At 64.8% G+C, this 21,828-nt stretch carries 18 protein-coding genes and 1 pseudogene; all 19 read left to right on the top strand.

The window, feature by feature from the left end:
• A complete protein-coding gene (gene nagZ, locus QM741_RS15725) occupies positions 1-990 on the top strand; it encodes a beta-N-acetylhexosaminidase (RefSeq protein ID WP_415208591.1) in 990 nt (329 codons plus the stop codon).
• Between the two features lie 75 nt (positions 991-1,065).
• Positions 1,066-1,578, top strand: a complete 513-nt coding sequence (locus QM741_RS15720) for a hypoxanthine-guanine phosphoribosyltransferase (RefSeq protein WP_415209143.1) — start codon at positions 1,066-1,068, stop codon at positions 1,576-1,578.
• Between the two features lie 124 nt (positions 1,579-1,702).
• Positions 1,703-2,452 (top strand): S-methyl-5'-thioinosine phosphorylase, encoded by a 750-nt coding sequence (locus QM741_RS15715; RefSeq protein ID WP_415208590.1) that lies wholly within the window; start codon positions 1,703-1,705, stop codon positions 2,450-2,452.
• 174 nt (positions 2,453-2,626) lie between these two features.
• The gene (locus tag QM741_RS15710) at positions 2,627-2,833 is read left to right on the top strand and encodes a cold-shock protein (protein WP_415208589.1); all 207 of its coding nucleotides are present in this window, start codon (positions 2,627-2,629) and stop codon (positions 2,831-2,833) included.
• Between the two features lie 479 nt (positions 2,834-3,312).
• A complete protein-coding gene (locus QM741_RS15705) occupies positions 3,313-4,899 on the top strand; it encodes a 2-isopropylmalate synthase (protein ID WP_415208588.1) in 1,587 nt (528 codons plus the stop codon).
• A gap of 109 nt (positions 4,900-5,008) precedes the next feature.
• Positions 5,009-5,950, top strand: a complete 942-nt coding sequence (locus tag QM741_RS15700) for a branched-chain amino acid transaminase (protein ID WP_415208587.1) — start codon at positions 5,009-5,011, stop codon at positions 5,948-5,950.
• Positions 5,951-6,110: 160 nt separating this feature from the next.
• Entirely contained in the window at positions 6,111-7,517 is a 1,407-nt protein-coding gene (gene leuC / locus QM741_RS15695; protein ID WP_415208586.1) for a 3-isopropylmalate dehydratase large subunit, read from the top strand.
• 44 nt (positions 7,518-7,561) lie between these two features.
• Positions 7,562-8,140: a 3-isopropylmalate dehydratase small subunit gene (gene leuD, locus QM741_RS15690; protein ID WP_415208585.1), complete on the top strand. Its 579-nt coding sequence runs from the start codon at positions 7,562-7,564 to the stop codon at positions 8,138-8,140.
• Between the two features lie 156 nt (positions 8,141-8,296).
• Positions 8,297-9,364 (top strand): 3-isopropylmalate dehydrogenase, encoded by a 1,068-nt coding sequence (gene leuB, locus QM741_RS15685; RefSeq protein ID WP_415208584.1) that lies wholly within the window; start codon positions 8,297-8,299, stop codon positions 9,362-9,364.
• The gene (gene ilvD, locus QM741_RS15680) at positions 9,364-11,049 is read left to right on the top strand and encodes a dihydroxy-acid dehydratase (protein ID WP_415208583.1); all 1,686 of its coding nucleotides are present in this window, start codon (positions 9,364-9,366) and stop codon (positions 11,047-11,049) included. Before leuB ends, ilvD begins: the two co-directional genes overlap by 1 nt.
• Before the next feature lie 201 nt (positions 11,050-11,250).
• Positions 11,251-12,243, top strand: a complete 993-nt coding sequence (gene ilvC, locus QM741_RS15675) for a ketol-acid reductoisomerase (protein WP_415208582.1) — start codon at positions 11,251-11,253, stop codon at positions 12,241-12,243.
• Positions 12,244-12,401: 158 nt separating this feature from the next.
• On the top strand, positions 12,402-14,282 hold the full coding sequence (gene ilvB / locus QM741_RS15670; RefSeq protein WP_415208581.1) for a biosynthetic-type acetolactate synthase large subunit: 1,881 nt from the start codon (positions 12,402-12,404) through the stop codon (positions 14,280-14,282).
• Positions 14,282-14,809, top strand: a complete 528-nt coding sequence (gene ilvN, locus QM741_RS15665; RefSeq protein ID WP_415208580.1) for an acetolactate synthase small subunit — start codon at positions 14,282-14,284, stop codon at positions 14,807-14,809. Before ilvB ends, ilvN begins: the two co-directional genes overlap by 1 nt.
• Before the next feature lie 250 nt (positions 14,810-15,059).
• Positions 15,060-15,956, top strand: coding sequence for a hydroxypyruvate isomerase family protein (locus tag QM741_RS15660; protein ID WP_415208579.1), 897 nt, complete (start codon positions 15,060-15,062; stop codon positions 15,954-15,956).
• Between the two features lie 21 nt (positions 15,957-15,977).
• Entirely contained in the window at positions 15,978-16,796 is an 819-nt protein-coding gene (locus QM741_RS15655) for a DUF1080 domain-containing protein (RefSeq protein ID WP_415208578.1), read from the top strand.
• 106 nt (positions 16,797-16,902) lie between these two features.
• Positions 16,903-18,123 (top strand): nucleoside permease, encoded by a 1,221-nt coding sequence (locus tag QM741_RS15650; RefSeq protein ID WP_415208577.1) that lies wholly within the window; start codon positions 16,903-16,905, stop codon positions 18,121-18,123.
• A gap of 86 nt (positions 18,124-18,209) precedes the next feature.
• Entirely contained in the window at positions 18,210-19,127 is a 918-nt protein-coding gene (locus QM741_RS15645) for a sugar phosphate isomerase/epimerase family protein (protein WP_415208576.1), read from the top strand.
• A 140-nt stretch (positions 19,128-19,267) separates the two neighbouring features.
• A pseudogene (locus QM741_RS15640) lies at positions 19,268-20,957 on the top strand (GMC oxidoreductase).
• A gap of 10 nt (positions 20,958-20,967) precedes the next feature.
• On the top strand, positions 20,968-21,630 hold the full coding sequence (locus tag QM741_RS15635) for a gluconate 2-dehydrogenase subunit 3 family protein (protein ID WP_415208575.1): 663 nt from the start codon (positions 20,968-20,970) through the stop codon (positions 21,628-21,630).
• Positions 21,631-21,828 lie beyond the last annotated feature (198 nt).

Here is a 21,828-nt window from a genome sequence, read left to right as displayed (position 1 = left end):
GTGCTGATCGTCGGCTTGTCCGGACTGGAATTGAGCGCCGCCGAGCGCGAGCAGCTTGCCGCGCCGCAGGTCAGCGGCGTGATCCTGTTCAAGCGCAATTTCGTCTCGCGCGCGCAAGTGACGGCGTTGATCGATACGCTGCGTGCGCTGCGCGGCGACGATTTCCTCGTCTGCGTCGACCAGGAAGGCGGCGCGGTGCAACGTTTCCGCGAAGGGTTCACCGAACTGCCGGCGCTGGCGAAGATCGGCGCGTTGTACGACGCGGACCCGCAACAGGCGCTGGCGCGCGCCGAGGAACATGCCTGGTTGATGGCGAGCGAGATGCGCGCGATCGGCGTGGACCTGAGCTTCGCGCCGGTATTGGATCTCGCGCGGGGCAACCGCGCGATCGGCACGCGCGCGTTCAACGCAAGGCCCGACGTGGTCTGCGAATTGGGCTTGGCCTACATGCGGGGCATGCGCCTGGCCGGCATGGCGGCGACGCTCAAGCATTTTCCGGGGCACGGCTCGGTGGCCGAGGACACGCACGTCGATCGTGCCGTTGATGATCGCTCTGCGGCGACGATCCGCGCCGACGATCTCGTGCCGTTCGCCGACGCGATCGCCGCCGGCGCGGAAGCGGTGATGATGGCGCACGTGGTCTATCCGCAGGTCGATATGAAGCCCGCCGGTTATTCGCGCGTCTGGATTGCCGACGTTCTGCGCGGCGAACTCGGTTTCAAGGGCGTGGTTTTCAGCGACGACATCAGCATGGCGGCGGGAGCGGGCGAGGGCGGCATTGCCGAACGCATCGAAGCGCACCGCGCGGCTGGCTGCGAGCTGATCCTGGCCTGCCAGCCCGACATCGTCGGCGAAGCGCTGGTGGCGACGCGCGGGGCGGGGGCGTTCGATCCGCGGCGCTTGAAGAACCTGTTCGGCGGCGTCGCGCAAAACTGGGGCGAAATGACCGACAATCCGCAATATCGGAAGTTCGTCGGCAATCTTCCCTGACCGCGAAGACCAAGAAGCATCCGTCCCTGGAATGGAGTTGAGATCGTGACTGACAGACCCGCGCTCGCCGAGGCGATGAAGACCGCCGAGCTGCTGTTTTCCGGCGACGAGCTCGCCGCGCGCATCAAGACGATGGGCAAGGAGATCGAGGACGCGCTCGAAGGCGAAGTGCCGATCTTCATGACGGTGATGAACGGCGGCCTGATCTTCGGCGGCGTGCTTGCGCTGGCGATTCCGGCCGATCTGGAATTCGACTACGTGCACGCGACGCGCTACCGCGGCGGCACGCGCGGCCACGACCTGCTCTGGGTCAAGCAGCCGCGCGTGGCGCTGACCGGGCGCACCGTGCTGCTCGTCGACGACATCCTCGACGAGGGCCATACGCTCAAGGCGATCCGCGATTTCTGCATCGACGAAGGCGCAAGGCAGGTATTGATCGCCGTGCTCTGCGAGAAACGTCATGACCGCGCGACACCCGGCTTGCGCGCCGATTTCTGCGGCGTGCGCGTACCGGATCGCTACGTGTTCGGCTACGGCATGGATTTCCACGAGCAGGGCCGCAACCTTCCCGGCATCTACGCCCTGTAAGGCGGTTCCGCTCGTCATTCCGGCGAAAGCCGGAATCCGGCTTTTGGCTCCTTGCGCCTGCGCGCCTTCGGTTTTCCGCGCGCGTCCGGCGCGCGGCGCTGTCCCGCGTAAAGGAGGAAGACATATGAAACTTGATTTGGCGATCATCGGCGGCACGGGCTTGTATGATTTTCCGGGCCTGGAAAAGGTGGAGAAGCGCGTCGTCGAGACGCCGTACGGCCTGGCTTCGGACGCGGTCACGCTCGGCGAACTCGGCGGCAAGCGCGTCGCGTTCCTCGCGCGCCATGCGAGCGGGCATTCGATTCCGCCGCATAGGATCAATTACCGCGCCAACGTGTGGGCGCTGCACAGCCTCGGCGCTCCGCGCGCGCTCGGCATCAATGCGGTCGGTGGCATCCGCGCCGACTTGGGGCCGCGCGTGCTCGCCGTGCCGGACCAGATCATCGACTATACGCACGGCCGCATCACGAGCTTCTGCGACGCCGAAGGCGCCAAGGTCGAACATGTCGATTTCACCGAGCCGTACAGCGCAAGCCTGCGCGCGGACGTGCTTGCGGCGGCGAAGCGCGCGGGCATCGCGGTCGTCGACGGCGGCTGCTACGGGGCTACGCAAGGGCCGCGTCTGGAGACGTGCGCCGAGATCGCGCGCATGCGCCGCGACGGCTGCGATCTCGTCGGCATGACCGGCATGCCCGAAGCGGCGCTCGCGCGCGAGCTGAAGATGGACTACGCCTGCGTTGCTCTCGTCGCGAACTGGGCCGCCGGCTGTCCGCTGGGTGATGCCGCGCCCGAAATCAGTCTGCCGGAGATTTTTGCCCATCTCCAGGCGGCGACAGCCAATATTCCCCCGCTCTTGTCGGCTTTGCTCGCCTGATCGTCGCGAATTGTCCGTGCCTGGAGGCAGGAAACGGCATCGTTCTTGCTTGTCGAGTCTCCATAGTTGCGAAAATTTGTAAAATTGGCGTTATACTTTCGTTGTGCCGGGTTCGCGCAGGGGAAAGGGGGGGAGCGACCCGGTATCTGTTATCCATCCATGCGGCGAGGTCGTATGCGTACCGGTACTGTGAAGTGGTTCAACGATGCCAAGGGATTCGGGTTCATTGCGCCCGAAGACGGCGGCGAAGACGTGTTCGTGCACTATTCGGCAATCAATACCCAAGGCTTCCGCAGTTTGCAGCAAGGTCAGAGAGTCAGTTTTGAAGTGATAGAGGGTCCGAAGGGTTCGCAAGCGGCAGCGGTGCAGCCGGTCAAGTGAGCCTTCGACAAACGTTGCGATTGAACCCGCCGCCAGGCGGGTTTTTTTTATGCTCAAGGTACGGCACGGTCGGCGTAGGTTTGCCGAAATGGCCGTCTATCCGTATAGATGGAAGATCGGCGAACGGAGCGGGTGATCCTTCGGACCCGCCCGAAAAGAATCGCGGCGGTGTTGACACGCTCGCGCATATCGTTTACGTTCGCAAAGTGATGCAGCGCAGCGACCAACGCACTTCCGCTTCCAGCCTCCTCGCCGAGGTTGCCGGCGTGCGCGGCGCGTTCGTCCTTCTCGTCCTCGTACTTATTAGCACCGGAGGTGCGGGCTAGGGCGCGTCTGAACGATGGAACCAGGCGAAGAATCCGAAACCCCGTACCCGGCGACGAGTGCGGGGTTTCTCGTTTTCCGGCGGCAAAAAGTTTCGATTGCAACGAACTGCGCGCGGCGCGGTGTTTACGATGAATGGCTTTTGAGGTATGGCTATGAACAAATCGAATGATCCGGTCGCAACGCCTGCGCGCGAACGCGTGCGCATCTTCGACACCACCTTGCGCGACGGCGAGCAGTCGCCCGGCTTCTCGATGAGCCGTCCGCAGAAACTGCGCATGGCGCACGCGCTCGCCGAACTCGGCGTCGACGTGCTTGAAGCCGGTTTTCCGCAAGCTTCCGAAGGCGACTTCGAGGCGGTGCAGGCGATCGCCAGGGAACTGCGCGGCCCGGTCATCGCCGGTCTCGCGCGCGCCCAGTTCGGCGACATCGAGGCTTGCGCACGCGCGCTGGAGCCCGCGCAGAAAAAGCGCATTCACATCTTCCTCGCGACGAGCCCGCTGCATCGCCGGCACAAGCTCAACATGAGCCGCGAGCAGGTGATCGAAACCGGCATCAAAGCCGTGAGCCATGCGAAGAAATTCTGCGACGACATCGAATTCTCGGCCGAGGACGCGATCCGCACCGAGCCCGACTACCTGATCGCAGTGCTCTCGGCGATGATCGAGGCCGGCGCGACCACGGTGAACGTGCCCGATACCGTCGGCTACGCGACGCCCGAGGAAATCTTCGCGCTGTTCTCGCGCCTGAAGAAGGAGGTGCGCGGCATCGACAAGGTGATCCTGTCCTCGCACTGCCACAACGACCTCGGCCTCGCCGTCGCCAACAGCGTCGCCGCCGTCGCTGCGGGCGCGCGCCAGGTCGAGTGCACGATCAACGGCATCGGCGAACGCGCGGGCAATGCGGCGCTCGAGGAAATCGTCATGGCGCTGCGCACGCGCGCCGACCGGTTCAGCGTCGAGACCGGCATCCGCACGCGGCTGCTGTATCCGACCGCGCGTCTGCTCGCCAACGTTACCGGCGCGACGATCGCGCGCAACAAGGCCATCGTCGGCGACAACGCGTTCGCGCACGAGTCGGGCATCCACCAGCACGGCATGCTGAAGAACCGCGAGACCTACGAGATCATGCGGCCCGAGGACGTCGGCGTCGAAAAGACCCAGCTCGTGCTCGGCAAGCATTCGGGCAAGCACGCGCTGCGCGACCGCCTCAAATCGCTCGGCTACGACGTCGGCGATGCCGAGGTCGAGAAAATCTTTCCGCGCTTCAAGGCGCTCGCCGACAAGAAGAAGGAAGTGTTCGACAGCGACCTCGACGCGCTCGTACTTGGCCAGGACCCGGCCACGCTCGGCCCGTGGCATCTGCACGATCTCGTCGCGACCTCGCGCCAGGACGTCGGCGCCTCGGCGTCGGTGAAGCTGCGCCACGACGACGGCCGCATCGTCGGCGGCGGCGAGGGCGCGATCGGCGACGGCCCGGTGCATGCGGCGATCCGCGCCATCGAGCTGGGGTCGGGCATCCGGCTCGACATCGCCGATTTCCAGATCCGCAGCCTCAGTCCGAGCGCCGATGCGCAGGCGCGCGCGACTCTGACCGTGCGCCACGGCGATCGCGATCTGACCGGCCGCGGCGTGTCGACCGACATCGTCGAGGCCGGCGCGCTGGCCGCGCTGGAAGTGGTCAACCGGATCGAGCGCATCAAGGCGGGCCAGGCGCTGCCGCTGGTAGCCAAGTCCGCGTGAGGAATGGGGATAGGAGCGGAGATCGGAGTAAAATTTCACCATGGCGATCCGATCGCCACCACCCGTATCGACCGACGTCTGAATCGCCCCACAAATTGGAAGAAACGACATGAAATCGACCGAATTCATCTGGCACAACGGCAAGCTCAAACCGTGGAACGAAGCGACCGTGCACGTCACCGCACACGCGCTGCACTACGGCTCTTCGGTGTTCGAGGGCCAGCGCGTCTACGCGACGCCGCAGGGCCCGCAGCATTTTCGTCTTGCCGACCACACGCGCCGGCTGTTCGAGTCCGCGAAGATCTACGAGATACCGATCGGCTACACCCAGGACGAGATCAACGCCGCGGCCAGCGAAGTCGTGATCGCGAACAAGATGAAGTCGGCCTACATGCGCCCGCTGGTGTTCCGCGGCGCGGGCCCGCTCGGCGTGATCCCCAAGGAAGGCACCAGCGTCGACGTCTGCATCATCGCGATGGAGTGGGGCGCGTACCTGGGCGATGCGATCGAGAACGGAGCGGACGTGTGCGTCTCCTCGTGGCATCGCGCCGCGCCGAACACGTTTCCGTCGTGGGCCAAGGCCGGCGGCAACTATTTGTCTTCGCAGCTGATCGGCTACGAGGCCAAGCGCCACGGCTACCACGAAGGCATCGCGCTCGGCTACAACGGCCTGCTCAGCGAGGGCGCCGGCGAAAACCTGTTCCTCATCCGCAACGGAAAGATCACCACACCCTCGACCAGCGCCAGCATCCTCGCCGGCATCACGCGCGACACGGTGATCACGCTCGCGGCCAAGCTCGGTTACGAAGTCGCCGAGCGCGACCTGCCGCGCGAGGCGCTGTACACGGCCGACGAAGTGTTCATGGTCGGCACGGCGGCCGAAGTCACGCCGGTGCGCTCGGTCGACCGCAAACCGGTCGGCGAGGGCAAGCCCGGACCGATCACGAAGGCGATCCAGAAATCCTTCTTCGGCCTGTTCGACGGCACGACCAGGGACGAATGGGGCTGGCTGACGCCGGTAACGACCGAGACCAAGAAAGCGGCTGCGTAAAGAACTATCGTCATTCCGGCCATGGATTGGCCGGAATCCAGTACCAGGGAAGGGTGCGGCTTTTGGCAAGAAGCACAACTGGGTTTCCGCGCTGGCGGGAATGGCAAGCAAATAAAAGACACTGGATTCCGGCCTTCACCGGAATGACGAGAAAAAAGCCATGGCAAAAACACTGCTCGACAAAATCTGGGACGCGCACCAGGTCGCCGCCGAGACCGCGGCGACGCCGGCGATCCTCTACATCGACCTGCACCTGGTGCACGAAGTCACCTCGCCGCAGGCGTTCGCGGAACTGCGTGCGCGCGGGCTCAAGGTGCGCCGTCCCGACCGCATCGTCGCGACGATGGACCATTCGACGCCGACACTGCCGGCCGACGCGAACGGCAAGCGCCCGTACCTCGACAAGGCGACCGAAGCGCAGGTCGCCCAACTCGAAGCGAACACGAAAGAGTTCGGCGTCGAGCTGTACGGCTGGAGCAGTTCCAATCGCGGCATCGTGCACGTGATGGGGCCGGAACTCGGCGCGACCCAGCCGGGCATGACCATCGTCTGCGGCGACAGTCACACCTCCACGCACGGCGCGTTCGGCGCGCTCGCGTTCGGCATCGGCACGACCGAGGTCGGCCACGTGCTGGCGACGCAGTGCCTGTTGCAGCGCAAGCCGAAGTCGCTCGCGATCACGGTGAACGGCAAGCTTCGGCCCGGCGTCACCGCGAAGGATTTGATCCTGCACATCATCGGCCGCATCGGCATGAACGGCGGTACCGGCCACGTCATCGAATACCGCGGCAGCGCGATCGAAGCGCTGACGATGGAAGAGCGCATGACCGTGTGCAACATGTCGATCGAGGCCGGCGCCAAGGCCGGTTTGATCGCGGCGGACGCGACCACGTTCGAGTTCCTGCGCGGGCGCGAGCGCGTGCCGAAAGGCGCGGACTGGGACGCGGCCGTTGCGCGCTGGAGCGAATTCAAGTCCGATCCGGGAGCGGCGTTCGACCGCGAAGTCGTCATCGACGCGGCCGCGATCGGGCCCAGCGTCACCTACGGCACAAATCCGGGCATGGTCATCGCGCTCGGCGCGAACGTGCCGGCGGCGAAGGACGCGCTCGAACAGCGCGCGCTCGACTACATGCACCTGAAGGGCGGTCAGGCGCTGCTCGGCGAAAAGGTCGATCTCGTTTTCGTCGGCAGTTGCACGAACGGGCGCCTGTCCGACCTGCGCGCCGCGGCGAGCGTGCTGCGCGGGAACAAGGTCGCCGCCGGCGTGCGCATGCTCGTCGTGCCGGGCTCCGAGCAGGTCAAGCGCGACGCGGAGAAGGAAGGACTGCATGAAATCGTTCGCGCCGCGGGCGCCGAATGGCGCGAACCGGGTTGTTCGATGTGCCTTGGCATGAACGGCGACATCGGCAAGCCGGGGCAACTGGTCGTCTCGACCAGCAACCGCAACTTCGAGGGCCGCCAGGGACCGGGTGTGCGCACCGTACTTGCAAGCCCGCTCGTCGCCGCGGCGTCGGCGATTGCCGGTGTCGTCGCCGATCCTTCCCAATACATTTCGGAGGCTGCATGAAAGTTTTCCTTCTCCCTCCGGGAGAAGGAAATCAAGAGAACCCAATGAAACCACTGACCCATATCCACTCCCGCACCGCCGTGCTGCCGTTCGAGAACATCGACACCGACCGCATCATCCCGGCGCGCTTCCTGACGACGACCGAACGCACGGGTCTCGGCAAGTCGCTGTTCAACGACTGGCGCTATCTCGACGACGGCAGCGAGAACCCGGACTTCGTCCTGAACCAGCCGCAGGCGCGCGGCTGCGAGATCCTCGTCGCCGGGCGCAACTTCGGCTGCGGCTCCTCGCGCGAGCACGCGCCGTGGGCGCTGACCGACTACGGCATCCGCGCGGTGTTCTCGAACGAGATCGCCGACATCTTCCGCGGCAACGCGTTGAAGAACGGCCTGCTCGCGGTCGTGCTCGCCGATGCCGACCACAAGTACCTGCTCGATCATCCGGGCATTGAGCTCGAGGTCGACATCGCCGCGCAGACGATCGCGCTGCCCGATGGACGCAAGATCGAATTCCCGCTCGAGCCGTTCGCCAAGCATTGCCTGCTCGCGGGCGTCGATCAGCTCGGCTTCCTGCTCCAGCACGAGGCGCAGATCGCGGCGTTCGAGCAGGCGAGGGCGGCGTAGTCTTTTTCCTTCTCCCTCCGGGAGAAGGTGCCCGAAGGGCGGATGAGGGAAGAGCATTTCAATTTTTCAAAGGAGTGAAGTTTCCGGATGCCTTTCCCTCATCCGGCGCTTCGCGCCACCTTCTCCCGAGGGGAGAAGGGAAGACAAGAGAGAAGCATGAAAGCAAAAATCACCCTGTTACCCGGCGATGGAATCGGCCCCGAAGTCGTCGCTTCCGCGGTCGAAGTGTTGAAGGCTGTTGCGGCAAAACACGGCCACGAATTCACGTTCGACGAGCAGTTGATCGGCGGCGCGGCGATCGACGCGTACGGCGATCCGTTGTCGCCGGCGACGATTGCCTCGTGCAAGTCCGCCGACGCGGTGCTGCTCGGCGCGGTCGGCGGGCCGAAGTGGTCGGACCCGAATGCGAAGGTACGTCCCGAACAGGGGTTGCTCGCGCTGCGCGCGACGCTCGGCGTGTATGCGAACCTGCGTCCAGTGCGCGTGCATCCACAGCTCGCGAATCTTTCGCCGCTGAAAAACGAGAAGCTGCAAGGCGTCGATCTGCTGTTCGTGCGCGAGCTGACCGGCGGCGCCTACTTCGGCGCGAAGACGCGTACGGCCGACGCGGCGACCGACGAATGCAAGTACACCGTCGCCGAGATCGAGCGCGCCACGCGGCGCGCATTCGAGTTCGCGCGCGGGCGCAAGAAGCACGTCACCCACGTCGACAAGGCCAACGTGCTCGAAACCTCGCGCCTGTGGCGCTCGACGGTCGAGCGCGTCGCCAAGGACTATGTCGACGTCAAGCTCGAACACCAACTCGTCGATTCGATGGCGATGCTGTTGCTTTCGCGTCCAAGCGCCTACGACGTGATCGTCACCGAAAACCTGTTCGGCGACATCCTCACCGACGAAGCCGCGGCGCTGGCCGGTTCGCTCGGACTGCTGCCTTCGGCCTCGCTCGGCGACGGCAAGGCCGGCCTGTACGAGCCGATCCACGGCTCCGCGCCCGATATCGCCGGCAAGGGATTGGCAAATCCGCTCGGCACGATCCTGTCCGCCGCGCTGCTGCTGCGCTATTCGCTCGGCCTCGAGGCCGAAGCGAAGGAGATCGAGGCCGCGGTCGATGCGGTGATCGAGCAGGGCACGCTGACGCGCGATCTCGGTGGCAGTGCGAATACGAACGAAGTCGGTGCTGCGGTGCTCGCCCAGCTCGGCGCGAAGCGAAAGGAAGCTGCATGATGTCGAACGACAACGAGTTCAACGAAGTCGGGAAACTGCGCAGCGACGTGATGAAGTCCGGCCCGGACCGCGCGCCGGCGCGCGCGATGCTCTATGCGACCGGCCTCGACGAGGCCGCGATCCGCAAGCCGCTCGTCGCCGTCGTGCATACCTGGTCGAACGTGTCGCCGTGCAACCTCAACCTGCGCGAGCTCGCCGAGCACGTCGCCGACGGCGTGCGCGCGGCCGGCGGCACGCCGATCGAGTTCAACACGATCGCGGTGACCGACGGCATCGCGATGGGCACGCCGGGCATGCGCGCCTCGCTGATCAGCCGCGAGGTGATCACCGATTCGATCGAGCTCGCGGTCGACGGCCACTCGCTCGACGCGATGGTCGTGCTCTGCGGCTGCGACAAGACGATTCCGGCCGCGGCGATGGCGCTCGCGCGCCTCAACATCCCCGGCGTCGCGCTGTACGGCGGCAGCATCGACCACGGCACGCTCGACGGCAAGTCGATCACGATCCAGCAGGTGTTCGAGGCGGTCGGCGCGCACGGCGCGGGCAAGATCGACGATGCGCGCCTGCACGACGTCGAGAGCCGCGCCTGTCCCGGCGCCGGCGCTTGCGGCGGCCAGTTCACCGCGAACACGATGGCGATGATGCTGACGACGCTCGGCCTGTCGCCGCTCGGCTTCAACGACGTCGCCGCGACCGATCCGCACAAGCGCGAAGTCGCGCGCCGCTGCGGCGAGATCGCGGTCGAAGCGTTGAAGCAGAATCGCCGGCCGCGCGACGTGCTCAGCCTGACCGCGTTCCGCAACGCGGCGCGCGTCGCCAATGCCACCGCGGGTTCGACCAACGCGGTGCTGCACCTGCTCGCGATCGCGGGCGAGGCCGACGTGCCGCTGACGATCGAGGATTTCGAAGCCGCCTCGAAGACGACGCCCGTGATCGCCGACCTGATGCCGGGCGGCAAGTACACCGCGATCGAGATGACCGCGGCGGGCGGCCTCACCCAGGTGCTGCGCGAGCTGCGCGCGGCGAAGCTGATCGAGGACGCGCCGACGATGACCGGCAGGACGCTGTTCGAGGAAATCGACGCGGCGGCGCCGGGGCCGGCCGGTCAGCAGGTCGTGGTGCCGGTGGAGAAGGCGTTCAAGCCGCGCGGCGGCTATTCGATCCTCTACGGCAACCTCGCGACCGAAGGCTGCGTGCTCAAGCTCGCCGGCAAGGGCCGGCTCAAGTTCAGCGGCCCGGCGCGCGTGTTCGAAAGCGAGGAGGACACGTTCAAGGCCGTGCAGGCCGGTGCGATCAAGGCCGGCGACGTGGTCGTGATCCGCAACGAAGGCCCGGCCGGCGGCCCGGGCATGCGCGAAATGCTTGCGGTCACCGCGGCGCTGGTCGGGCGCGGGCTCGGCGACGACGTGGCCTTGATCACCGACGGCCGCTTCAGCGGTGCGACGCACGGCTTCATGGTCGGCCATATCGCGCCGGAAGCAGTGAAGGGCGGCGGCATCGGCCTGCTGCGCGACGGCGACACGATCGTGATCGACGGCGAGCGCCGCGTGATCGAGACCGACGCCGACCTCGATGCGCGGCGCAAGGCCTGGGTCGCGCCCGAGCCCAAGGTCAAGCGCGGCATTCTGGCGAAGTACGCGAAAAGCGTCGGCTCCGCTTCGCGCGGTGCCGTGATGGAGATTTGAGATTCTTCACTCCCTCCGGGAGAGGTCGGCGCGCGCAGCGCGCCGGGTGAGGGAAAAGCGCAGCAATTTTGCATTGACGCTGCAGGTTGCGACGCCTTTCCCTCATCCGCCCCGTCTTTTATCAAAGCCGGGGCACCTTCTCCCGGTGGGAGAAGGGAAGAAATGTGTTTTTTTACTTTTACCTTTGTGGAGAAATAGAAAATGTCTACCGCTACCCCCACCGTCACCACCGCCGCGCTCGAGAAGTCGAAGATCGCCATCCTCGGCTACGGCAGCCAGGGCCGTTCGCACGCGCTGAACCTGCGCGATTCGGGGCTCGACGTGATCGTCGGCCTGCGCGCGGGCGGCGCCACCGCGGCGACGGCGAAGGCCGACGGCTTCACCGTGGTCGAGCCGGCCGAGGCCGTGAAGCAGGCCGACCTCGTCGCCGTGCTGACGCCCGACATGGTCCAGCCCGACCTCTACGTCAACGCGATCGAGAAGAACCTCAAGCCGAATGCGGCGCTGCTGTTCGCGCACGGCTTCAACGTGCACTTCAAGACGATCGCGCCGCGCAAGGACATCGACGTGATCCTCGTCGCGCCGAAGGGCCCGGGCCATCTCGTGCGCACCGAATACGAAATCGGCCGCGGCGTGCCGTGCCTGTACGCGGTCTACCAGGACGTCACCGGCCACGCCAAGGACAAGGCGATGGCCTACGCGGCCGGCCTCGGCGGCGCGCGCGCGCTGCTGATCGAAACCGACTTCAAGGAAGAGACCGAAACCGACCTGTTCGGCGAACAGGCCGTGCTCTGCGGCGGCGCGAGCGAACTGGTGCAGAAGGGCTTCGAGACGCTGGTCGAGGCCGGCTATCGCCCCGAGATCGCCTACTACGAAGTGCTGCACGAACTGAAGCTCATCGTCGACCTGCTCTATCAGGGCGGCATCACCAAGATGCTGACCTTCATCTCCGAGACGGCGCAGTACGGCGACTACGTCAGCGGCCCGCGCATCGTCGACGCGGCGACCAAGGAGCGCATGAAGGCGGTGCTCAAGGACATCCAGGACGGCACCTTCGCGAAGAACTGGACGGCCGAATACAAGGCCGGCCTGCCGAACTACAAGAAGTTCAAGCAGGCCGACCTCGATCATCCGATCGAGAAGATCGGCGCGCAGCTGCGCGAGAAGATGGTGTGGCTCAATCAGCAGAAATAGTCGCTTTTCCTTCTCCCACCGGGAGAAGGTGCCCGAAGGGCGGATGAGGGGAAAGCGCTGCATTTCGAAGCGGCGCCGGACTCTGCAACGCTCTTCCCTCATCCGGCGCTTCGCGCCACCTTCTCCCGGTGGGAGAAGGGAAGAAAAGAGCAAAGACCGTGAACGCACAACTCAAACCGACTCAGACATCGAACACGCCGGCATCGGGAAAGCACCCGCTCGCCGGCAAGAACCTCACCGGCGCCGACATCGTCGTGCAGGTGCTCGCCGACGAGGGCGTCGATGTCGTATTCGGCTATTCGGGCGGCGCGATCCTGCCGGTCTACGACGCGGTGTTCCGCTTCAACCACGAGCACAGGCGCGCCGACGGCAGCGAGCCGCTGCCGCTGATCGTGCCGGCCAACGAACAGGGCGCCGGCTTCATGGCGCAGGGCTATGCGCGCGCGTCGGGCAAGGTCGGCGTGGCGATCGTCACCTCGGGGCCCGGCGCGACGAATACGGTCACGCCGGTGCGCGATGCGATGGCCGATTCGATCCCGATCGTCGTCATTTGCGGCCAGGTGCCGACCGCGGCGATCGGCAGCGACGGCTTCCAGGAAGCGCCGATCAGCAACATCATGGCGGCCTGCGCGAAGCACGTGTTCCTCGTCACCGACGCATCGAAACTGGAAGCGACGCTGCGTTCGGCGTTCGAGATCGCGCGCACGGGCCGCCCCGGGCCGGTCGTCGTCGACGTTCCGAAGGACGTGCAGAACACGAACCTGGTCTTCGATGGCGCGTCGCGTTTGCCGCTGCCGGGATATCGCGCGCGCCTCGACGACATCGCACGCTCCGTGCTCGACGATGCCGCGTGCAAGACGTTCTTCGATGCCCTGGCCGGGGCGAAGCGGCCGCTGATCTATGCGGGCGGCGGCGTGATCGCGGCCGAGGCGGCGGGCTCGCTGCGCGAATTCGCCGATGCGTTCGGCATTCCGGTCGTGACGACGCTGATGGGCATCGGCGCCGCCGACACGACACGGCCGCTGTCGCTGCACATGCTCGGCATGCACGGCACCGCGTTCGCGAACTACGCGACCGAGGACTGCGATTTCCTGATCGCGGTCGGCAGCCGCTTCGACGACCGCGTCGCCGGCGTGCCGGACAAGTTCGCGGCCGGCGCGAAGTTCATCGCCCACCTCGACGTCGATCCGGCCGAGATCGACAAGGTCAAGCGCGTCGACTGGCATCATCTCGGCGACCTGCGCCAGGCGCTCGATGCGCTGCGTGCGTTCGGCGTGAAGGCGGAGTTTGACCCGAAAAGCAGCGGTGCCTATCAACCCTGGCATGCGCACGTCGCCGAACTGAAAAAAGTGTATGCGATGAACTACGACCGTGCGTCGGCGATGATCCAGCCCTACGCGGTGATCGAGGAGATCAACCGGCACACGAAAGGGAACGCGGTCATCGCCACCGGCGTCGGCCAGCACCAGATGTGGGCGGCGCAGTATTTCGATTTCGCCGAGCCGCGCCTGTGGCTCACCTCGGGTTCGATGGGCACGATGGGTTTCGGCCTGCCGGCTGCGATCGGCGCGGCGTTCGCGCGCCGCGATGCGATCGTCGTCGACATCGACGGCGATGCATCGATCCGCATGAACCTCGGCGAACTGGAAACCGTGACGACGTACAATTTGCCGGTCAAGATCGTCGTGCTCAACAACTTCGGCGACGGCATGGTGCGGCAGTGGCAGAAGCTTTTCTTCAAGGGACGCTTTTCCGGTAGCGACAAGAGCCTGCACAAGAAGGATTTCGTCAAGGCGGCGCAGGCCGACGGCTTCGCTTACGCCGTGCGCCTCGACAAGCCGGAGGACCTGCCGCGCGTGATCGCCGAGTTCGTCGCGTTCGACGGCCCGGCGTTCCTCGAAGTCATCATCGATCCGGATGCCGGCGTCTATCCGATGGTCGGCCCGGGCATGGCTTATTCCGAAATGATCACCGGAGATTTCATCCCTTCACGACAGAAACCAACGGGGCAGGAAGTCGGCCCGGCGGAGATGTTCTAATGCGCAGAATCATTTCCATCCTGTTGCAGAACGAAGCCGGCGCGCTCGCGCGCGTGGCTGGCATGTTTTCCGCGCGCGGCTACAACATCGAATCGCTTACCGTCGCGCCGACGCACGACGAGGCGGTGTCGCGCCTGACGCTCGTTACCGTAGGCAGCGATGCAGTGATCGACCAGATCATCAAGCAGTCGCGCAAGCTGATCGACGTGCTCGAAATCGCCGACCTGACCCGCCTCGATCACATCGAAACCGAACTGCTGATCCTCAAGCTCGACGTGCGCGCCGATGCGCTCGGCGCCTTCGTCGGCGCGCTGCGCAAGTATCCGCGCGCGCAGGTCATCGACATCACCGGCAGCGTGCGCACGATCGAGTTCACCGGCAGCGGTGCCGAGGTCGGCGAATTCCTCGCCGCGTTCGCGAAGATCGGCGACATCGTCGAACTGGCGCGCAGCGGCACGGCTGCGGTGGAGCGCGGCCCGTCCGTGCTTTCGCACGCATCGCCGCGGCCGCGATTGCAGTCGGCATGACGATTTGCCCTCGTCGAGCCGCCGCTTTCGCGCACGAATGCGGTGGCTTCTTCAGCGATCGTCCGCCCCCAAAACGACCCTCTCCGGCTGCATTTTTCCATTCTTGCTGCGGCGCGGCGTGAAAGAAACGCCGCAATTGGGCAAGTTTGCCACCGTGGCATGTGATCGGTACCACGCCGTCGTAGCCGCCCCGATCATCGTCGGTGAAGTCATTGGGTGGGCTTGGGCAATTCGGTAGCGGAAAAAAAGCATGTCGCTGGATACGAAGGGCAGCAACCGGCGCGCAGCGTTGGGCGCAATCGCAGCGCTCTCCGCCGCGGGAGTCGCTTCTGCGCTGCGCGCTGCCCGAAGCGCGGAGAACGCGCCGACGACGAGGGCACCGGGCAAGCTCAAGCAATCCCTTTGTCGCTGGACGTCGAAGGCGCCGCTTCCCGAGTTGTGCCGGCGCTTGAGAGCCATCGGATTCGCCGGCGTCGACTTGGTCTACCCGGACGAGTGGCAGGTCGTGACCGACGCCGGCCTCGCCGTGTCGATGGGCTACGCGAGCCGGCGCGAGAAGTTCATCGCGACCGGCTTCAACGATCCGGCCAACCACGCGATGCTGATCGGGGAACTGGAAGCGGCCATTCCGCTCGCGAAGAAATCCGGAGTGAAGAACCTGATCGCGATGTTCGGCAACCGCAACCCGGCGATCGCCGACGGCAAGGCCGCCGAGAATTGCGTAGCGGGACTGGCGAAGATCGCGCCGCTCGCGGCCGAGTCGGGCGTCACCATTTGCGTCGAGTTGCTCAACAGCAAGGTCGACCATCCCGGTTACCAGGGCGACCACACGGCGTTCGGCGTCGCGGTGGCGAAGGGAGTCGGCTCGCCTGCCGTGAAGCTGCTCTACGACATCTATCACATGCAGATCATGGAAGGCGACGTGATCCGCACGATCCGCGACAACATCGAATGGATAGGGCATTTCCACACGGGAGGCGTTCCGGGGCGGCATGAAATCGGCGGTACGCAGGAACTCAACTACCACGCCATCGCGAATGCGATCGCCGATCTGAACTACAACGGCTTTGTCGCACACGAATTCAACGCGACGCGGTCCGATCCTTATGCCTCGTTCGCCGAGGCGCTTGAAATATGCACCGTCTGATTCCGTGAATGGAGTGAAGCAATGACGCATCGATTTGCCGGTTCTTCCGTCTCGACGATTGCCGCGGCTTTCGTCCTCACCGCAGTATGCGGCGCGTTCGCGCAGGCCCAGGCGCCGGCCGCGAGTGGGGCCGAGCCGACCGACCCGAAGGCGACCGAGCAATGGGAGCCGGTGCCGGCGATCGTCACGCTCGGCAATACCGATGCCGCGCCGCCGTCGGATGCGATCGTGCTGTTCGACGGCAAGAATCTCGACTCGTGGGAAACCGCGAAGGACCATTCGCCCGCGCGCTGGAAGGTGCACGACGGCGTGGCCACGGTCGACAAGTCCACGGGCAACATCCAGACCAAACGGCGTTTCAGGAACTATCAACTGCACGTGGAATGGCGCGTGCCGGCGAACATCACCGGTGAAGGCCAGTTCCGCGGCAACAGCGGCGTGTTTCTCGCTTCGACCGGCGGCGGCGACGAAGGCTATGAGCTCCAGGTCCTTGATTCGTACGACAACAAGACCTACGTCAACGGGCAGGCGGCCAGCCTGTACAAGCAGACGCCGCCGCTCGTCAACGCGATGCGCCCGTCCGGCCAGTGGCAGACCTACGACATCGTCTGGACCGCCCCGGTGTTCGCCGCCGACGGCAAGGTCACGAGTCCCGCTTATGCGACCGTCTTCCACAACGGCGTGCTCGTGCAGAACCACACGCAGTTGAAGGGTGAAACGACCTACACCGGCTGGCCGAAATACAAGCCGTACACCGATGCGCCGATCAAGCTGCAGGCGCATGGCGATCCGTCGCCGCCGGTGGACTTCCGCAACATCTGGGTGCGCAAACTGGATTGATGCCGTCGACTTGAGGGCGTCCGCAAGAACAAACTCGCTGGCATGAAAAATGCCTTACACTCGAAGATTGATTGATTGATGGGATAGGGGTCGCGTGAGCCTTCGTATGCAAGTGCGCCTCAGCGCGATGATGTTCCTGGAGTTCTTCATCTGGGGCGGCTGGTTCGTCACGCTGGGCACCTATATGGCAACCACGTTGTCGGCAAACGGCGCGCAGACGGCCGCGGCATACTCGACCCAGTCGTGGGGCGCGATCATTGCCCCCTTCATCGTCGGCCTGGTCGCGGACCGGTATTTCAATGCCGAACGATTGCTCGGCATCATTCATCTCATCGGCGGCGTGTTGATGTTTCTGTTGTGGAAGGCGCAGGGATTTGCCGACTTCTATCCGTACCTTTTGGGTTACATGATCCTGTACATGCCGACCTTGGCACTGGTCAATTCGGTTGCCTTCCGGCAATTGGACCAGCCCGCGGCGCAGTTCGGGCGGATCCGTGTGTGGGGAACCCTCGGCTGGATCATCGCGGGTCTCGTGATCAGCTACGTGTTCGCCTGGGATTCGGCGGATTCCTTGAAGGCCGGCTTCATCAAGAACACCTTCCTGATGTGCTCCATCGCTTCGTTCGTCATGGGCTTCTACAGCTTCACCCTGCCGGCGACGCCGCCACGGACCGTGCCCGGACAACGCACGGGTTTGCGCGAGATCGTGGGCCTGGACGCTTTGGCCTTGCTCAAGGACAGGAACTTCGCGATCTTCTTCGTCGCATCCATCCTGATCTGCATCCCGCTCGCGTTCTACTACCAGTACGCCAACCCATTCCTGACCGAGAGCCACGTCGCCAACGCAACGGGCAAACAGACGCTTGGACAGGTCTCCGAAGTGCTGTTCATGCTTCTCATACCCGTCTTCCTTGCGCGCGCGGGCATGAAAGGCATCCTTTTGACCGGCATGCTGGCATGGGCGGCGCGCTACGTGCTGTTCGCCTACGGCGACGCCGGCGAGCGGGTGTGGATGTTGATCCTCGGTATCGCCTTGCACGGGGCTTGCTATGACTTTTTCTTCGTCTCGGGGCAAATCTTCACGGATTCAAAAGCCGGCGAACGCTTCAAGAGTTCGGCGCAGGGCCTCATCACCCTGGCGACTTACGGCGTTGGCATGCTGGTCGGTTTCTGGGCTGCCGGCGCGGTGGCGGACATGTACACGTCCGCGCAAGGGCATGCCTGGCATTCGATCTGGCTGGTGCCCGCCGCTTTCGCCATCGTCGTGTCGGTCCTGTTCGCGCTGAGCTTCCGCAACGAACACCTGGGTTCACGTGATGCCGGGTAGAGGCTAGCGCAGCCTCTCCAGAGCGCGAAGTGCGTTGTTGCGTGGCTGAAACATTCGTCGCGGAAATCATGGGAGGATCCAATCGCATGCAAAAAAAATCACGTAGACAGTTTCTCATCCACGCCGCCGGACTCGGCGCGGCGCTGACCACGTCCGGGTTGCCACGCCGCCTGTTTGCCAATCCGCTCGGCAAGCCCGTCGGCATCCAGTTGTACACGGTCAACGACGACATGAAACGCGATCCGGCCGGCACGTTGAAGACGCTGGCGAAGATCGGCTATCGCGAGGTCGAATCCGCGGGCTTCGCCGGCGTCGAGCCGAAGACGTTTCGCCGCATGATCGACGACGCCGGCCTGCATTGCCCGAGCGCGCATCTGGAATTCGACATCGACAACCTCGACAAGGCTTTCGAAGAAGCGCACATTTTCGGCGCAACTTACGCGGCCGCCTCGTCGTTGATCGCGAATGCGGCCAAGGCCATGTCGACGAAGCTGGAATGGGGTTCTGCGATGAGCCGCGAGGAAGCCAAACACACGGTCGACATCGCCAACCGCATCGGCGCGGCGGCGAAGAAGGCCGGCTTGCAGTTCATCCTGCACAACCACGATCGCGAATTCGTCGACCTCGGCAACGGCGAGACGGGTTACGACATCGTCTGGCGTGATACCGATCCGGCGCTCGTGCAATTCGAGATCGACTGCGGCTGGATGGCGTTCGCCGGCCGCGATCCGGTGGAGTATTTCAGGAAATATCCGGGCCGCATCCCGGCGATCCATGTCAAGGATTTCCTGCCCAAGCGGGACAAGAACGGCAAGCCGATGGCCGAGAAGATGCGCGGCGCGGAAATCGGGCGCGGCACGGTCGATTACCGGCCGATCTTCGCCGCAGCCCAGGCCGGCGGCCTCAAGTATTATTTCGTCGAGCAGGAAGGGCCGTTCTCGCGCATGCCGCCGCTCGACGCGGCGAAGGTCGACTACGATTATCTGCACGCGATCATCATTTGATGCAGCTCGTCATTCCCGCGCGCTTCTGGCGGGAATCCAGCGACTTTGCATTTCACGAATCGTGCAGGGCAGAAGGCACTGGATTCCCGCCAGAAGCATGCGGGAATGACAAACAAAGGCAATGGTGCAAGAGATACGAGATGGACAAAAACACCTATGATGCGATCGTGGTGGGCACCGGCATCAGCGGCGGCTGGGCGGCGAAGGAACTGACCGAGAAGGGATTGAAGACCCTCGTGCTCGACCGAGGCCGCATGGTGCGCCATGGCGAGTACCCGACGACGACGAAAGATCCGTGGCAACTGCCGGACGGCAACCGGCCCTCGCAGCACGACCTCGAGCGCCAAGCCAAGCAGGCGCGCACGGGCTACGTCGTCACGCAGGCGTCGAAACACTGGTTCGTCGACGATGTCGACAATCCCTACGAGGAGGATTACCGCTTCGACTGGATCCGCGGCTATCACGTCGGCGGCCGCTCGATCATGTGGGGCAGGCAGAGCTACCGCTGGGGCGACATCGATTTCGAGGCCAATGCGAAGGACGGCGTCGCCGTCGACTGGCCGATCCGCTATGCCGACATCGCGCCTTGGTACGACCATGTCGAGACTTTCATCGGCGTCAGCGGCCAGGCGGAGAACCTGCCGCAGTTGCCGGACGGAAAATTCCTGCCGCCTATGGAACTCAACTGCGTCGAGCGCGAGTTCCAGGGCAAGCTCAAGGGCAAGTTCGGCCGCGCGATGACGATCGGCCGCGCCGCGCACCTGACCGCGCCGCTGACGCACAACGAAAGCCCGCAGCGCAGCACCTGCCGCTATCGCAATTTGTGCATCCGCGGCTGCCCGTTCGGCGCGTACTTCAGCAGCAACGCGAGCACGCTGCCGGCGGCGCAGAAGACCGGCAACATGACGCTCGTGCCGAACGCGATCGTGCACGAGCTGATCCACGACGAAAGGAAAGGCCGCGCGACCGGCGTGCGCGTGCTCGATGCGGAAACCGGCGCGCAGACCGAGTATTTCGCGCGCGTGATCTTCCTCTGCGCGTCGACGTTCGGCTCGACCCACATCCTGCTGAATTCGGTATCGAAGCGTTTTCCGAACGGCTTCGGCAACGACAGCGGCGAACTCGGCTGCAACATCATGGACCATCATCTCGGCGCCGGCGCGAGCGCCGCGGTCGACGGTTTCGAGGACCGCTACTATTCCGGCCGCCGCCCGAACGGCTTCTACATCCCGCGCTATCGCAACCTCGGCAGCGACAAGCGTGCATACTTGCGCGGGTTCGGCTACCAGGGCGGCGCATCGCGCGCGGGATGGAGCAGCCTGCAGCACGCGGAAGAAATCGGCGCGGATACTGAAGAAGAAGGCGCAAGCGCCGGGGCCGTGGACGATCGGCATGGGCGGCTTCGGCGAAATCCTGCCGTACCACGACAACCGCGTCACGCTCGATCGCGGCAGGAAGGACAAGTTCGGCCTGCCGATCCTGAGGTTCGACGCGCGCCTGCGCGACAACGAGCTGCGCATGCGCCGCGACATGGTCAACGACGCGGCCGAAATGCTCGAGGCGGCGGGATACCGCAACGTGCGCATCGAAGACGAGGACTACGGCATCGGCCTGGGCATCCACGAAATGGGCACGGCGCGCATGGGCCGCGATCCCAGGACCTCGGTGCTCAACGGCTGGAATCAGGTGCATGCCTGCACCAACGTCTATGTCACCGATGGTTCCTTCATGGTGTCGTCCGCCTGCCAGAACCCATCGCTGACCTACATGGCGATGACCGCGCGCGCGGCGAACCATGCTGTGGAAGAACTCAAGCGCATGAACATCTGAGGATCGAACCATGGATCGTCGCGAAGCGATACAACGCATTGCATGGCTGATGGGAAGTGCGGCCGCGGCGCCGGCCGTACTCGGCGCGCTCGAAGCATGGGCCGGCGAGCCACCGGGGGGGGACTGGAAGCCTGCCGTGCTCGGCGCGGCCGAACTCGCGGTGGTCTCGCGCATCGTCGATATCCTGCTGCCGCGCACCGATACGCCCGGTGCGCTCGACGCCGGCGTTCCCGCGTTCATCGACACGATGCTGAAGGACGTCAGTCCGCCGGATGCGCGTGCGCGCTATCTCAAACAATTGCACGAGTTCGACGAAAGCGCGCGCAAGGGACACGGCAAACCGTTCCTCGAGCTCGATGCGCAGAAACAGAAGGCGTGGTTGCAGCAAACCCAGAATGCGGCGATCGCGAACGAGCGTGCCGCGATCGTGCGGGAGCAGAAAGCGCTGCACGATGAAGTCCGTGCCGCGACAACGCGGCAGCAGCGCACCCAGACGTCGTTCGAGGAGCGTCCGCGCTCGTTCATCATGAAAACGAAGGAACTGGCCCTTCTCGGCTTCTTCACGTCGCAGCCCGGCGCGACCCAGGTGCTGCAATACGTCGCGATTCCCGGTGCCTTTCACGGCTGCCTGCCGGTAAGTGAGGCGGGCAATGGTAAGCGCTGGGCGACCTAGAATCCGAGATAATCGGCGGCGTCGACGCGGTCGTGCATCTGCCGACGATTTTCCAGCGTCATTTGCCGGATCGTGCGCGGCGGGCCTTGAGCGCCGACAAGAGCCGGTTCGGCGCGCGTGACGGTTTGAATTCACGCTTGCAGGGTTCGGCGCACTATTCCCGCGGCGAATACTTGAACCCGCTTTTTCTATTATCCA

The organism is Rudaea sp. (assembly GCF_047601565.1).
Taxonomy (GTDB): Bacteria; Pseudomonadota; Gammaproteobacteria; order Xanthomonadales; family Rhodanobacteraceae; genus Rudaea.
This window is presented reverse-complemented; position numbering and strand designations above follow the sequence as displayed.

Coding starts and splice junctions, on each gene's coding strand:
- QM741_RS15635 (WP_415208575.1), top strand. CDS start 20,968: ATGGATCGTCGCGAAGCGATACAACGCATTGCATGGCTGATGGGAAGT.
- QM741_RS15645 (WP_415208576.1), top strand. CDS start 18,210: ATGCAAAAAAAATCACGTAGACAGTTTCTCATCCACGCCGCCGGACTC.
- leuB (WP_415208584.1), top strand. CDS start 8,297: ATGAAAGCAAAAATCACCCTGTTACCCGGCGATGGAATCGGCCCCGAA.
- QM741_RS15655 (WP_415208578.1), top strand. CDS start 15,978: ATGACGCATCGATTTGCCGGTTCTTCCGTCTCGACGATTGCCGCGGCT.
- ilvD (WP_415208583.1), top strand. CDS start 9,364: ATGTCGAACGACAACGAGTTCAACGAAGTCGGGAAACTGCGCAGCGAC.
- QM741_RS15700 (WP_415208587.1), top strand. CDS start 5,009: ATGAAATCGACCGAATTCATCTGGCACAACGGCAAGCTCAAACCGTGG.
- QM741_RS15705 (WP_415208588.1), top strand. CDS start 3,313: ATGAACAAATCGAATGATCCGGTCGCAACGCCTGCGCGCGAACGCGTG.
- QM741_RS15710 (WP_415208589.1), top strand. CDS start 2,627: ATGCGTACCGGTACTGTGAAGTGGTTCAACGATGCCAAGGGATTCGGG.
- ilvN (WP_415208580.1), top strand. CDS start 14,282: ATGCGCAGAATCATTTCCATCCTGTTGCAGAACGAAGCCGGCGCGCTC.
- QM741_RS15650 (WP_415208577.1), top strand. CDS start 16,903: ATGCAAGTGCGCCTCAGCGCGATGATGTTCCTGGAGTTCTTCATCTGG.
- QM741_RS15715 (WP_415208590.1), top strand. CDS start 1,703: ATGAAACTTGATTTGGCGATCATCGGCGGCACGGGCTTGTATGATTTT.
- leuD (WP_415208585.1), top strand. CDS start 7,562: ATGAAACCACTGACCCATATCCACTCCCGCACCGCCGTGCTGCCGTTC.
- QM741_RS15720 (WP_415209143.1), top strand. CDS start 1,066: ATGAAGACCGCCGAGCTGCTGTTTTCCGGCGACGAGCTCGCCGCGCGC.
- QM741_RS15660 (WP_415208579.1), top strand. CDS start 15,060: ATGTCGCTGGATACGAAGGGCAGCAACCGGCGCGCAGCGTTGGGCGCA.
- ilvC (WP_415208582.1), top strand. CDS start 11,251: ATGTCTACCGCTACCCCCACCGTCACCACCGCCGCGCTCGAGAAGTCG.
- leuC (WP_415208586.1), top strand. CDS start 6,111: ATGGCAAAAACACTGCTCGACAAAATCTGGGACGCGCACCAGGTCGCC.